Origin of the sequence: Streptomyces sp. SirexAA-E, from assembly GCF_000177195.2 — a bacterium.
Classification (GTDB): Bacteria; Actinomycetota; Actinomycetes; order Streptomycetales; family Streptomycetaceae; genus Streptomyces; species Streptomyces flavovirens.
Window position 1 is genome coordinate 6,251,459 of record NC_015953.1, and the last position, 13,012, is coordinate 6,264,470.

Annotated in this window: 14 protein-coding genes and 1 pseudogene; 9 read left to right on the plus strand and 6 right to left on the minus strand. The window is 67.5% G+C overall.

Annotated elements, in window-relative coordinates; genetic code table 11:
* Window positions 1–206 precede the first annotated feature (206 nt).
* A pseudogene (locus SACTE_RS27535) lies at window positions 207–1,192 on the minus strand (helicase); the annotation flags it as partial.
* A 312-nt stretch (window positions 1,193–1,504) separates the two neighbouring features.
* Here SACTE_RS27535 and SACTE_RS33515 point away from each other — a divergent pair.
* A protein-coding gene (locus SACTE_RS33515; RefSeq protein ID WP_226995188.1) for an IS5 family transposase occupies window positions 1,505–2,340 on the plus strand; the annotation gives its coding sequence in 2 pieces (ribosomal slippage) (window positions 1,505–1,834 and window positions 1,837–2,340; 834 coding nt in all).
* Window positions 2,341–2,360: 20 nt separating this feature from the next.
* On the opposite strand, the gene SACTE_RS27550 is transcribed toward SACTE_RS33515, so the two are convergent.
* From SACTE_RS27550 to SACTE_RS27560, 3 genes are all read right to left on the minus strand, one after another.
* On the minus strand, window positions 2,361–2,960 hold the full coding sequence (locus tag SACTE_RS27550; protein WP_014049289.1) for a YdcF family protein: 600 nt from the start codon (window positions 2,958–2,960) through the stop codon (window positions 2,361–2,363).
* Window positions 2,961–3,067: 107 nt separating this feature from the next.
* Complete coding sequence (locus SACTE_RS27555; protein WP_014049290.1) at window positions 3,068–3,385, minus strand: hypothetical protein; 318 nt, start codon at window positions 3,383–3,385, stop codon at window positions 3,068–3,070.
* Between the two features lie 88 nt (window positions 3,386–3,473).
* Window positions 3,474–3,821 carry a hypothetical protein gene (locus SACTE_RS27560; RefSeq protein ID WP_014049291.1) on the minus strand — a complete coding sequence of 116 codons (348 nt, stop codon included), beginning with the start codon at window positions 3,819–3,821 and terminating at the stop codon, window positions 3,474–3,476.
* 363 nt (window positions 3,822–4,184) lie between these two features.
* On the opposite strand from SACTE_RS27560, the gene SACTE_RS27565 reads away from it, so the two are divergent.
* A complete protein-coding gene (locus tag SACTE_RS27565) occupies window positions 4,185–4,493 on the plus strand; it encodes a hypothetical protein (RefSeq protein WP_014049292.1) in 309 nt (102 codons plus the stop codon).
* A gap of 53 nt (window positions 4,494–4,546) precedes the next feature.
* On the opposite strand, the gene SACTE_RS27570 is transcribed toward SACTE_RS27565, so the two are convergent.
* Window positions 4,547–5,452, minus strand: coding sequence for an IS5 family transposase (locus tag SACTE_RS27570; RefSeq protein WP_014049293.1), 906 nt, complete (start codon window positions 5,450–5,452; stop codon window positions 4,547–4,549).
* 323 nt (window positions 5,453–5,775) lie between these two features.
* Between SACTE_RS27570 and SACTE_RS27575 the strand changes: the two genes are divergently transcribed.
* Genes SACTE_RS27575 through SACTE_RS27590 form a run of 4 tightly spaced genes read left to right on the plus strand, consistent with a single transcriptional unit; the run spans window position 5,776 to window position 9,755 of the window.
* Complete coding sequence (locus SACTE_RS27575) at window positions 5,776–6,960, plus strand: site-specific integrase (protein ID WP_014049294.1); 1,185 nt, start codon at window positions 5,776–5,778, stop codon at window positions 6,958–6,960.
* Between the two features lie 30 nt (window positions 6,961–6,990).
* Entirely contained in the window at window positions 6,991–8,265 is a 1,275-nt protein-coding gene (locus tag SACTE_RS27580; RefSeq protein WP_014049295.1) for an alpha/beta fold hydrolase, read from the plus strand.
* Window positions 8,266–8,277: 12 nt separating this feature from the next.
* On the plus strand, window positions 8,278–8,925 hold the full coding sequence (locus SACTE_RS27585; protein ID WP_014049296.1) for an MBL fold metallo-hydrolase: 648 nt from the start codon (window positions 8,278–8,280) through the stop codon (window positions 8,923–8,925).
* Window positions 8,926–8,975: 50 nt separating this feature from the next.
* A complete protein-coding gene (locus SACTE_RS27590) occupies window positions 8,976–9,755 on the plus strand; it encodes an exodeoxyribonuclease III (RefSeq protein ID WP_014049297.1) in 780 nt (259 codons plus the stop codon).
* A gap of 20 nt (window positions 9,756–9,775) precedes the next feature.
* Here the strand turns inward: SACTE_RS27590 and SACTE_RS27595 are convergent, their stop codons facing one another.
* A complete protein-coding gene (locus SACTE_RS27595; RefSeq protein ID WP_014049298.1) occupies window positions 9,776–10,555 on the minus strand; it encodes an SDR family oxidoreductase in 780 nt (259 codons plus the stop codon).
* A 217-nt stretch (window positions 10,556–10,772) separates the two neighbouring features.
* On the opposite strand from SACTE_RS27595, the gene SACTE_RS27600 reads away from it, so the two are divergent.
* The 3 genes from SACTE_RS27600 to SACTE_RS27610 all read left to right on the plus strand — a co-directional run bounded on the left by SACTE_RS27600 (window position 10,773) and on the right by SACTE_RS27610 (window position 13,005).
* On the plus strand, window positions 10,773–11,234 hold the full coding sequence (locus SACTE_RS27600; RefSeq protein WP_014049299.1) for a DUF6278 family protein: 462 nt from the start codon (window positions 10,773–10,775) through the stop codon (window positions 11,232–11,234).
* A gap of 101 nt (window positions 11,235–11,335) precedes the next feature.
* Window positions 11,336–12,079: an amino acid ABC transporter ATP-binding protein gene (locus SACTE_RS27605; RefSeq protein WP_014049300.1), complete on the plus strand. Its 744-nt coding sequence runs from the start codon at window positions 11,336–11,338 to the stop codon at window positions 12,077–12,079.
* A gap of 14 nt (window positions 12,080–12,093) precedes the next feature.
* Complete coding sequence (locus SACTE_RS27610) at window positions 12,094–13,005, plus strand: glutamate ABC transporter substrate-binding protein (RefSeq protein WP_019993057.1); 912 nt, start codon at window positions 12,094–12,096, stop codon at window positions 13,003–13,005.
* Window positions 13,006–13,012: the final 7 nt, after the last annotated feature.

Sequence of the window (13,012 nt, forward strand, 5' to 3'; positions counted from 1 at the left end):
GCCTCCGGCCGCGATGAACGCCCCGCGATCGTGCCCACGGTCTCGGCGCCCTGGGCACGGCAACGCATCCGCCAACGGCTGAGGCAGCCACGAAGCTCCCGGGGCGTGCCCGAGGCCGACACCGGCACAATGGTTGACGAGAGGTGCCCAGTCGGTGCCTCGCTTTCGCAGCGCGTCCAGCTGCTCCTGGGTGAGCTTGTTCCGCTCAGGCCGATGATCTCGTTCTCCTTCCGCCACCGGGTCAGGGTTTGGTAGCCCTCCGGCCAGACCTGGGATTCGGGCCGTTAGACCCGGGCCCGTAGGAACGCGATGATGGTGGTCGCGTCGCTGGGGCCGGAGAAGTGCAGCAGCGCGGACTCGGCTGCCGTGTCGGCGCCGTCGTCGTGCTTTTGGTCCCCGCCGTCACCCGCGCGGTCGGCGCCGACGGTCTGCCCGTTCTCGTCTTCCTGGACGTGAAGGGTGCGCTGTCCGCTGGTGAGAGCGCGGGAGGCCAGCTGCTCAACAAGGTGGGCGTCATACGAGCGCAGGCCCTGAAGGACGGCAACCAAGGGGGCGAAAACTGGCAGAGGCAACCATGTCGATGGGATCCTCGCCCAGCTCCGGGAAGATCGGCACGATGATCCGCACCACCTTCGTATTCCCCTCGCGGTTGCGGCGGAGCGCCCGGCCGATGTCCTGCACGATCTCCACCTGGGAGCCGCGGGTGTCCGCGAAGGAGATCGAGTCGATTCCCCGCTCGCCCGTGAGGCCCACCCCCTCACCAAGCACGCGAACACTGACGAGGAAGGCGCGCTGCACCCGGTGCCCGGCCGTGTCGATGCCGTTGGCGAACTGGTGCAGTACCTCCCGGCGCTCGGCGATGAGGTGGTCTCCGCACAGCCATGCCGACCGGACCGGCCCGAGGATACGTGGCGGCCGGCCTCCAGCTCCCAGAACTCGGCGTCGATGGACGACCCCGGCAGGGCCTCCGCCTCCGCGAGGTCCTCGTCCGAGGCATCGTTGACGTACAGCTCGGCTGTGCTCTCCGGCAGCTTCTCCGCGAACGCCCGGCTCTTCGACCTTCTGGTGGGAGGTCATGACGGGTACGAAGGTTGCGCGCGGCGCCCTGCTCCAGGAGCGCGGTCTGCAGCAGGGCCAGGCGTCGGCCGCGCCGGGCCTCCTCCGCCTCGCCGAGGACGGGGAAGGGGCCGCGGTGTCGTCGCTCGGGTTTTCTGGGTTCACGTTGTGGTTGTGAGCTGGGGCTTCTCAGTTTTCTGGGTGATATTCATGGTGTCTCTGGAGTACTTGGAGTATGGGGGCGGGGTGAGGCGGTGTCTGTCTGATCTGCGAGTACGCGGGTGTGCGCAGGTTGATCGAGCGGGGTGCAGTTCCAGTGAGCTGCTACTTGATGGGACAGGTCAGGCGGGGTCGGGGGTGTGAGGTCGTCGAGGTGGACCTGTCCGGCTTGTGTGCTTAGAACTCCTAACGAAATGATCTTCGAGGTGGTTGGATCACTGCCAGACTGATGATCTGGGGGTGCGGGGTGGCGCGGTCGAAGCCCTGGGAAGTTGACGACGAGCTGTGGGCGGTGATCGAGCCGTTGCTGCCGAAGGTTGAACGGCGGGCCCGCCATCCCGGGCGCAAGCGGCATCCGGATCGGCTGGTGTTCCAGGGCATCCTGTTCGTGCTGCATAGCGGGATCGCCTGGGAACACCTGCCGCAGGAACTCGGCTTCGGCTCGGGTATGACCTGCTGGCGCCGTCTGGCCGAGTGGACTGAGGCGGCGGTGTGGCCCCGGCTGCACGAGGTTCTCCTCGCCAAGCTCCGCAGCGCGAACGCCCTGGACTTCTCCCGGCGGCGGTCGACGGCTCGCACATCCGGGCTTTAAAAGGGGGTCCCAAGACGGGACGAAGCCCTGTCGACCGGGGCAGGACGGGCAGTAAGCATCACCTGATCACTGACGCCACCGGCATACCGCTCGCCGCCACCTTGACCGGCGGCAACCGCAACGACGTCACCCAGCTGATCCCACTCCTCCAAGCCGTGCCGCCGGTACGAGGCAAGCGCGGCCGCCCCCGGCGCCGCCCGGACGTGGTGCTGGGCGACCGCGGCTACGACCACGACAAGTACCGCCGTCTTGTCTGGGATCTCGGCGTGAAGCCGCTGATCGCCCGCCGCGGCATCGAGCACGGCTCCGGTCTGGGCGCCCAACGCTGGGTGGTGGAGCGCGCGTTCGCTCACCTGCACTGGTTCCGCCGCCTGCGGATCCGCTGGGAGATCCGCGACGACATCCACGAAGCCTTCCTCACTCTGGGGTGCAGCATCATCTGCTGGCGCCGGCTCAAGAACCACCAGGCTTGAGCCCAGGCGACAGCGGCTGTCTACAGCGAGATCTTCCGCTCTTCGGCCTTGAGGCCGCGGAGTGTCCAAAGTCCGTACAGAGCCAACAACGGTTTGACGACCATCCACTCGCCAGTGCGGTAGTCGTCCGCGCGCACCAGCTTCTCTGCAAGATCGGGCCGCTGCCGCCGCAGGTACGCACGGTCCTTGAGCGCATGAGCTGGCTGGGAGGCGATCTTGATGCGATCCACGTCCTCAAGCAGTGGGATCACGTTCGTGATGTTCTCCCACGTCGTCGCGCTTTGGTCTTCGAGGAGCACCGTGCCGTCGAACGCAAGCACCGACTTCGCGTAGCCAGCCATCAGCTGGGCCTCAGTGGCGCCGCTACCGGTCGCACCGCCGCTGAAGTTCACGCAGGTCTCATGCGCACCGTCAGCGGCGATGGACCGGATTCCAGCACGGACTCGCCATCGGTTGATCAAGTTCGCCGTCCCTTGGGGATTTCGGTACCCCAACACCACCACGGCCGCGGAGGTGCCCTCGCTACTCCCCACGAGCGCTCGAGACCAGTGCCAGTTCAACCACTCACCCCAGGCCAGGGCTGCAACTCCAGCTATCGCCAATCCCGTCCGTCGCCGCATGCGGCGACTCTAGGGCACCTCGGTTTCGGGCCACGAAGGAACCAGCCACGTCCACACGACGCATTCTGTTAGCAGTCCTTACTGCCGTGGGCGCCAGGTCGAGCCGGCTACTTTTCAGGAACACCGCTTTGGGCAGGGCACTGCCAGTCGGCCGCATCGATCGCACCGCCCGCCATGTCACTGAGGTGGAAGCAGTTGCCGTTGGCCCACACCGTGACCGAATCCCGCCGATGGTCGACCTGGAACGGCTCGTCCCGACGCAGCGTTCCGGACCAAGAGCCGTCTTCCGTCGGGGAGTGAGTGACAACGACGCAGGTCTGCCCCGGCAGGAGCTGGTAGGCATCGGCCCACGGCTCCACGGTCAGCTCCAATGCTGCTTCACCGTCGTTCCTGACCAGCAGCCGTGCGGTTCCCCCAGTGAACACTCAAGCACCTCTCGTTGCCCCGCAGGCGATTGCGCATGTGCCTCCGAGGATGGACCAAGTCCCTGTCTCGACTGCTGCTCTGGGCCACTCATGACCGCAGAGTTTCGCCTTGCGGGTCAAAGCAGATCAGCTCATACTCGCGTGCCAGCGAAGCGGCGTACTCGGAGACTTCTTCGGCCCTGCTGTAGGACATGAGTAGGTACACGATCGGTCCCGACGCTTCGTCGATGACCGGAGGGGACGCCCATGGACTGTCACGGTCATCCTCCGGATAGCGCTCGATCAAGGCGTTCACATAGGCCTTGATGCGCGGGAAGGGCGGCACAGCGACGTCCTCCGATTCGAGGTAGCGCTCGTACATCTCATCGAAGGCCGAGCCCGCCGCATCGTCATTGAGCGGCCGCTCACCGTCCCACACAGCAAGGTCGTAACTCACGACCAAATGATCGCAGGGATGGTGACGGGGCGAGTCGGCACCTCGGGTGCCGGGGTGACACCGCCCATGCGGCAGCTGCAACGTCCTGGCGCGAGCGCACAAACCTTGATCGTTTCTTAGTCCGGAAAAGAGCGGGTTCCGTCCTCCCCGCCGACGCGGGGGTGTTCCGTTCGTGCGGGCGATCCACCGGGAGTTCGAGGCGTCCTCCCCGCCGACGCGGGGGTGTTCCGAACAGGTTTACAGCTCGGGCCCTAGGCCGTGTGTCGAAAGTGGCCGAGAGGCAACGTTGTGGCGGGCTGGAGCGTCCATGGGATTGCCGGACTCGGCTTGGCCAGCATGTTGAGGGGGCTCGTGGAGCGGGATATGGGGAAGCAGGACGGTCCAGGGCGAGAGCTGAACGCTTACGAGAAGGTTCTCGCAGAGGACCGCCGCGTCATGCGCGAGATGTTTCGTGTGAGCGTCGGCGGTGCCCATGCCGGGCTCGTCATAACGGTCTTCATCGTGGTCTTGTTCGCTGCCATTGGCGGCACCGTATGGGCTCTGATCGTTGGCGGAGCGGTTGCGTTCTGGTTCACCGTCGCCCTTTTTGCGGTTGTCGGTGGCGGTCGCCGCGGGTGGGCCGCAGTCAAGCGCGCTTACCTCGTGTCTTTCGGCTGGGCCGGCTGGCTGTGATCGTCGGCAAGGGTATGGCCGACGCGAGCAGGCAGCATCGGCAGCTCCGTCCGTCACAGCCATTCTCCGATCGCGGCGACAAGGACGGTGGCTTCGAAACGGACGGCGAGTTTGTCGAATCGGGTGGCGACAGCCCGGTGCCTTTTGAGGCGGTTGATCCCGCACTCGACCGCATGGCGTTCGCGATAGTCGACCGGGTCGAAGCGCGGCGGCCGGCCGCCGCGGGCGCCGAGCTTCCGGCGGTTGCGCGCCTGGTCGGCCTTGTCCGGGATGGTGCAGCGGATCCCGCGTCGGCGCAGGTAGGCGCGGTTCCTGCGGGAGGCGTACGCCTTGTCCGCCCGGACCCGATTGGGGCGGACGCGTGGCCGGCCCGGCCCGATGCGGGGCACGCGGATCTTCTCCAGCACTGGTTCGAACTGCGGTGAGTCGCCGCGCTGCCCGGCCGTGATCACGATCGACATGGGTTTCTGGCCCTGCTCGACGGCCAGGTGCAACTTGGTGGTGAACCCACCGCGTGAGCGGCCCAGTCCGTGATCACCGGGCTCGGTGAACACGCCGCCCGGCGGTTCCTTCTGCAGGTCGCCCTGCTTGCGGGCCCCGGCCGCATGCTGATGAGCACGACAGACCGTGGAGTCGACGCTTAGGTCCCACGTGATCGCCACCTTCGCGTCGGCCAGGGACTGCAGCCGGGTCAGGATCCAGTGTCTCGTGTGTCCAACATCCGGGGCCAAGGCCCAGGTGCCGTTCCGCTGCCATCGGCGGAACAGGTCGTAGACCCGGCCCCACGGCCCGTACTCGACGGGCATGTCCCGCCACGGCACACCGGTCCGGACCCGAAACCGTATGCCGTCGATCAACTGCCGCCGAGGCCAGACGGGCGGCCGGCCCGCCTTCGTGCCCTTCGGCAACAACGGCTCCAGCACCGCCCACTGCTCGTCCGTGAGATCTCCCCGACCCATGAACCGTGATCATTCACAGCCCAAGATCCACTTTCGACACACGGCCTAGCCCACAGCGTGCTGATGGTCCTGGTCGAAGACGATGCCTACCCCGCGCTTAGGTCTTCCCGACTCACCTCGTAGCCCTCCAGAAGGCGGGACGGAATATAGGCCACGATCCCCGGTTACCGAAACCGGGGATCGTAGAGAGGATTGACGGTGTTCCCTCCTGGCCGTGCTTGGCGGTGGAGCCGGAGAGGACGGTGCCGTCAATTCTTTCTACCCCTAATCGGTAGGGGCGGCGTTGCGATGTCAGCACGTGGAAAAATGGAGGATGTGGGTTCATGCCCGAACCGAAGAAGATCGTCCTGGCTTCCGGTAAAATCCGCTATCGCGCGGTAATTGGCATCGGGAAGCACGAGAACGGTAAGCGTAGACAACTCACCATCACCAAGGATACTGCGAAAGAGGTGAAGGCGGAGATCTCTCGCATCGAGAACGAACAGAATACAGGGTCCTTCGTTCCGCCTCACCTGATTACGGTCAATCAGTGGATTGACCAGTGGTTGGAAAAGAAGGCAGAGGACCTGGAGGAGACCACTGTCTACAACTACCGGACCACCCTGGATAGGGTCCGCGGAAAGCTTGGAAACATCAAGCTGCAAGAGCTGACCGAGGAAGACGTAGAAGCGTGGATGCTCTGGTCTCTCAAGTTCGGTCGCGTTCGTGGCGACAAGGCGGGAACTCCGCTTGGAGTGACCAGCGTGGATATGAGCCTAGCTCGGCTCAAGGACGTTCTGAATCGCGCCGTGACTAAGCGGCTCGTGCAAGTTAATGTGGCATCGGAAATTAGCATCCCGCGTAAGGCTAGGAAGGTGGAGCGGAAGACGAAGGGGAAGCTTGAGCCTTGGAACGTCAAGGAAGTCCATGCGTTCGTGCAGGGAATTGCCGGAGACCGGCTTTACGCTCCGCTCCTTCTCTCGCTCATGGGTCTCCGTCCGGCGGAAGTCTGCGGACTTCGTTGGGCAGACATTGACCTGGCTGATGACACTCTCATCGTGGCCAACACGCGGACCATGATGGGAAACAAAACTGTCATCGAGAAGGACACCAAGTCAATGGCAGGGGAACGCGTTCTCCCTCTGCCCGCTCCGGTAAAGGAAGCCTTGAAGAAGTTCAAGGCTCTGCAAGCTGCTGAGAAATTGGCTCTCGGTACGGGCTACGCCGATGTCGGCTATATGTGCGTGAATGTGACCGGAGAAGTTCACACCACGAAGCAACTCCGTACTCGCGCCTACAAGCTCATGGCAGACATCGGACTCCGCCAGGTGCGTCTCTACGACGCGCGTGCATCGTGCTTTACCTACCTGGCCAACAATGGGGTGCCGGATCACCTACTGGCACGATGGGCGGGGCACACCAACGTGAAGACCACCAAGCGCTGGTACGTGAAGCCGGACGTAGAGGACCTTCGTGGAGCCGCTACGACATGGGGCGGTCTTCACAGCGCTCAGGAGGGCGGTGTGTGAGATGGCTGTGAGACGTGGGAGCGTGTGAGCGTGAGCGAGACAGACAACATGACGGTGAAGTACCAGGTAGACGGGCCAGAGGACGCACCCGTGCTGGTGCTGGGACCCTCCCTCGGTACCACATGGCACATGTGGGACCGGCAGATGCCCGAGCTCTCCAAGCACTGGAGAGTCTTCCGGTACGACCTGCCCGGTCACGGCGGGGCCCCCGCCCGTCCCGCCGCCTCCGTCACCGACCTCGCCGACCGCCTGCTCGCCACCCTGGACAGCCTGGGCGTCCAGCGCTTCGGGTACGCGGGGTGCTCCATCGGCGCCGCGGTCGGTGCCGACCTCGCGCTGCGCCACCCGCACCGGGTCGCCTCCCTCGCCCTGGTGGCCTCCTCGCCCCGCTTCGGCACGGCGGACGAGTTCCGCCAGCGTGGTGTCGTCGTCCGTACCAACGGCCTGGAGCCGATCGCCCGCACCTCCCCGGAGCGCTGGTTCACCCCGGGCTTCGCCGCCGCACAGCCCGCGATCGTCGAGTGGGCCGTCCAGATGGTCCGCACCACCGATCCCGGCTGCTACATCTCCTTCTGCGAGGCGCTGGCCGCCTTCGACATCCGTGCCCAGCTGCCCCGGATCGGCGTTCCGACGCTCGTCCTCGTCGGCGCCGAGGACAAGGTCACCGGTCCGGCCGAGGCGCGGACCCTCGTCGCGGGCATCCCGGACGCCCGGCTCGCCCTCGTCCCGGGCGCCTCCCACCTCGCGCCCGTGGAGCAGCCCGGTGCCGTGACGGACCTGCTCCTCATGCACTTCTCCTCGTCCTGGCAGGACACCCTGGCGTCCTTCCCGGTGCCACCCGCCCCCGCCGCCCCGTTCACGCCCGTGACACCGGTGGCCGAGATAGCGCCCGCCGCCCTGCCGGACAGCGTGCCCGCCGGGCGGAACGAGCGGTACGACCTCGGGATGAAGGTGCGGCGGGAAGTCCTGGGCGATGCCCATGTGGACGCCGCGACGGCCGCGTCCGACGACTTCACGGACGACTTCCAGGACCTCGTCACCCGCTACGCCTGGGGTGAGATCTGGAGCCGTGAGGGACTCGACCGCCGGTCCCGCAGCTGTGTGGCCCTCACCGCGGTCGTCTGCTCCGGGCACCTGGAGAGCCTCGGCCGGCACGTCAGGGCGGCGCTGCGCAACGGCCTGACCCCGGCCGAGATCAAGGAAGTGCTGCTGCAGACCGCCGTCTACTGCGGCGTCCCGGCGGCGGACTCAGCGTTCGCCGTCGCGCAGTCGGTGATCCGCGAGGAAACGACCCCGCCCGCGTAGCAGGATGGGAGGATGAACGCATCGCCTCTGACACTCACCAAGAAGACCCACTCGTGCGTCCGCGTGGAGCGGGACGGGCAGACGCTCGTCATCGACCCCGGCGGCTTCTCGGAGGACGACGCCGCGGTCGGCGCCGACGCGATCCTGGTCACGCACGAACACCCGGACCACTTCGACGAGGCCCGGCTGCGCGCCGGCCTGGAGGCCGACCCCGCCGCGGAGATCTGGACCCTGCGCAGCGTCGCGGAGCAACTGTCCGCCGCGTTCCCCGGCCGGGTGCACACGGTCGGCCACGGTGACACGTTCTCCGTGGCCGGGTTCGACGTACAGGTGCACGGGGAACTGCACGCGGTGATCCACCCGGACATCCCGCGGATCACCAACATCGGCTTCCTGGTGGACGGTTCGCTCTTCCACCCGGGCGACGCGCTGACCGTGCCGGACCACCCGGTGGACACGCTGATGCTGCCGGTGATGGCGCCCTGGAACAAGATCTCCGAGGTCATCGACTACGTACGCGAGGTGAAGCCGCGGCGTGCGATCGACGTCCACGACGCGCTGCTCACCGATCTGGCGCGCCCCGTCTACGACAACCAGATCGGTGCTCTCGGGGGAGCGGACCACGGCCGGCTGGCCCCCGGGGACGCGACCCGTCTCTGAGCCGGGCCGCCTCCCGTCCGGCTGTCGGTGCGAGCGGTTAGGTTGGTCGCATGCGCATCGCCACGTGGAACGTCAACTCGATCACGGCCCGGCTGCCGAGGCTGCTGGCCTGGCTGGAGAGCAGCGGCACCGACGTGCTGTGTCTCCAGGAGACCAAGTGCACGCTCGAACAGTTCCCCGCCGAAGCACTGCGCGAGGCGGGTTACGAGTCCGCGGTCAATGCCACGGGCCGGTGGAACGGGGTCGGGCTGCTGTCCCGCGTCGGCCTCACGGACGTCGTGACGGGGCTGCCCGACGGTCCGGAGTACGAGGGCGTGCAGGAGCCGCGGGCGGTCTCGGCGGCCTGCGGTCCGGTCCGCGTCTGGTCGGTCTACGTCCCCAACGGCCGCGAGGTCGCCCACGACCACTACGCCTACAAGCTGCGCTGGCTGGAGGCGCTGCGGAAGGCCGTCGCGGCGGACGCGGCGGGCCCGGTGCCGTTCGCGGTCCTCGGTGACTTCAACATCGCGCCGACGGACGACGACGTCTGGGACCCCTCCCTCTTCGAGGGCGCCACGCACGTGACGCCCGCCGAGCGTGACGCGCTCGCCGCGCTGCGTGCCGGAGGGCTCTCGGACGTGGTGCCGCGCCCGCTCAAGTACGACCACCCGTACACCTACTGGGACTACCGCCAGCTCGGCTTCCCGAAGAACCGGGGCATGCGGATCGACCTCGTCTACGGCAACGCCCCCTTCGCGGCCGCCGTCCAGGACAGCTACGTCGACCGTGAGGAGCGCAAGGGCAAGGGCGCGTCCGACCACGCGCCGGTGGTCGTGGACCTCGACGTCTGACCGGACGCCCCGGCCGGGGCTCAGTGCACCGAGAACCCGCCGTCCACGAACACCGACTGCCCGGTGACGTACGCCGAGGCCCGGCTCGCCAGGAAGACCGCGGCGCCCGCGAAGTCCTCGGGGAGGCCGTTGCGGCCGGTCATCGTGCGGGCGGCCAGGGCCGCCACCTTCTCCGGGTCCCCGGAGATCCGTGCGTTGAGCGGGGTCATCACGAACCCCGGCACCAGCGTGTTGCAGGTGACCCCGTACGGCGACCAGGCCTCGGCCTGCGAACGGGCCAGGGACTCCAGCCCGCCCTTGGAGACCCCGTACGCCCCGCTCTGTACGAACGCCCGGTGCGCCTGCTGCGACGTGATGTGGATGATCCGGCCGAAACCGCGCTCGGCCATGCCGGGGCCGAACCGCCGGCCCAGCAGATGGGGGGCCTTGAGGTTCACCGCCATCGTGGTGTCCCAGACGTCCTCGTCCAGCTCGCCCATCGGCGGACGCAGGTTGACCCCCGCGGAGTTGACGAGGATGTCCGGCTCCCCGAAGGCGGCCGCGGCCTGTTCGCCCGCGGTCCGTACGCCCTCGGCCGTCGCGAGATCGGCGCTCACCCAGGCCGCGCGGCACCCCTGGGCCGTGAGTTCGTCGACGGTCCGGGTCAGTTCGGCCTCGCGCCGGGCCACCACCACGACGCTCGCGCCCGCGCGGGCGAGCGCCTCGGTGATGGCACGGCCGATGCCGGAGCTCCCGCCGGTCACCACGGCGACGCGGCCGTCCAGCGAGAAGAGTTCGGAGAGGTAGCTCTGCGAGGTCATCCCGGCAGCCTAGACGGCCCCCGGTCCGCGTCGTCCCACGAGGGGCGGTGCCCCGTCCCGACAGCCCGGGGACAGGTGCCCGTCACCCGTCGTGTGGGGACAAGTCCCCCCGGAACGCGAGGTCCAGGCCCAACCGGCCGCCCGGAACCACGTATCGGACGAAGAACGGTCGCGCGCCCTGCGGCGCGGAACATCGCGGGGATGGGACCCTGGTGGTATGTACATCCCTTTTCTGGACAACTGGCGTAAGCGCCAGGGCGGTACGCGAGGGGGCGCCCTCGCGGCCGCCGTCGAGACCGACCCGGAGGGCGTGGCGGAGCTGTTCGCGGAATGCGAGCTGCTGCGGGCCCGTGCCAAGCAGAGCGGTCTCCGGCTCGACGACACCCCCGCCTCGTTGTCCGCGCTCGACCAGATCCCGCCCAGGTGGCGCGACGACCCCGACGAACTGCCCTGGCTGGGCAACGACGCAGGGCTCTACCTCGGCACCGTGCTCGTGCGTACCGTCCCGGGTGCGGCATGGGACATCCTGGCGAGCGGACAGCCCGTGGTGCGCCTGGCCTCGGGCCGCGAGATCGATGTCGTCACAGCCGGTCTGGACTGGGCGATGACGGGCAGCCCCGAGCTCTCCGAGATGTACGCGGAGTCGGCCGAGAGCGGCCCCGGGGCGAAATCGCGATAAACAGCCTTATGCCTCACTGGTGCGTGTCGGCCCATAAGTCCGGGTGGGGCGTGGATAGTTTGCGCTGACCTCGACACAGCGAAAAGTGGGTAGGGCAGCGTATGGCCGTCGATCCGTTGATCGAGCTGCGGGACGTCAACAAGTACTTCGGGAAGTTGCACGTCCTGCAGGACATCAATCTCACCGTCGGCCGCGGGGAGGTGGTGGTGGTCATCGGCCCTTCCGGGTCAGGCAAGTCAACACTCTGCCGGACCATCAACAGGCTCGAGACGATCGAGTCGGGCCACATCTTCATCGACGGGGAGCCGCTTCCCGAGGAGGGGAAGGGGCTGGCCCAGCTCAGAGCCGAAGTCGGCATGGTCTTCCAGTCGTTCAATCTGTTCGCCCACAAGACCGTGCTGGCCAACGTCTCGCTCGCCCAGCTCAAGGTCCGGGGCCGCAAGAAGGACCAGGCGGACCGGCGCTCCCGGGAACTGCTGGAACGGGTCGGACTGGCCGAGCAGGCCGACAAGTTCCCCGCCCAGCTCTCCGGCGGGCAGCAGCAGCGGGTCGCCATCGCCCGGGCCCTCGCCATGGACCCCAAGGCGCTCCTCTTCGACGAGCCCACCTCGGCGCTCGACCCGGAGATGATCAACGAGGTGCTGGAGGTGATGCGCCAGCTCGCCCGTGAAGGCATGACCATGGTGGTCGTCACCCACGAGATGGGATTCGCCCGGTCCGCCGCCAACCGCGTGGTGTTCATGGCCGACGGACGCATCGTCGAGGACCGGACTCCCGAGGACTTCTTCACGGCCCCGGAGAGCGACCGCGCCAAGGACTTCCTGTCCAAGATCCTCAAGCACTGACAGGAGGCACCGTGTTGCGTACGAAGAACATCGCGGCCGTGCTCGCCGGCCTCCTGCTCGCCGCACTCGCCGCGGGCTGCGGCAGGGAGGGCAGCCCGCCGGTCAAGGGCCCCCGCACCGACCGGCTGCCCACCTACAGGGCCGACACCGGCTTCCAGCTGCCGAAGTCCCCGACCTGGCGCAAGGCCCACCGGCGCGGCTACCTCGTCGTCGGTGCCAAGGAGGACCAGCCCTACCTGGGCGAGAAGGACCCGGCCAGCGGCGTCTACTCCGGTTTCGACATCGAGATCGCCCGGATGATGGCCGCCTCCCTCGGCTTCGAACCGAAGAAGATCCGCTTCCGGACCATCGCCTCCGCCAACCGCGAGACGGCACTCCAGAACGGGCAGATCGACTACTACGTCGGCACCTACACCATCAACGACATGCGCAAGAAGATCGTCGGCTTCGCCGGGCCCTACTACATGGCCGGGCAGGGACTCCTCGTCCGCACCGACGAGAACGACATCCACGGCCCGCAGGACCTGGCCGGCAAGACCGTCTGCTCGGCCGCCGGATCCACCCCGTACCAGCGCATCGCCGCCGACTACCCGAAGGCGAAGCTCGTCGCCTACGACACCTACTCGATCTGCGTCGACAACCTGCTGACCTTCCAGGTCGACGCCGTCACCACCGACGACGCGATCCTGCTCGGCTTCGCCGCGAAGGCACCGGACGAGATGAAGGTCGTCGGCAAGCCGTTCTCCGAGGAGCCCTACGGCATCGGTGTCCCACGCAGTGACAACGCGCTGCGCCTCGCCCTCGACGACGCCCTGGAGGCGAACGAGAAGAACGGGAACTGGAAGAAGGCCTTCGAGGCGACCCTGGGCCTGTCCGGGGTACCCGCGCCGAAACCCCCGCCCATCGACCGCTACCCGGCGAACTGAGGGGCCG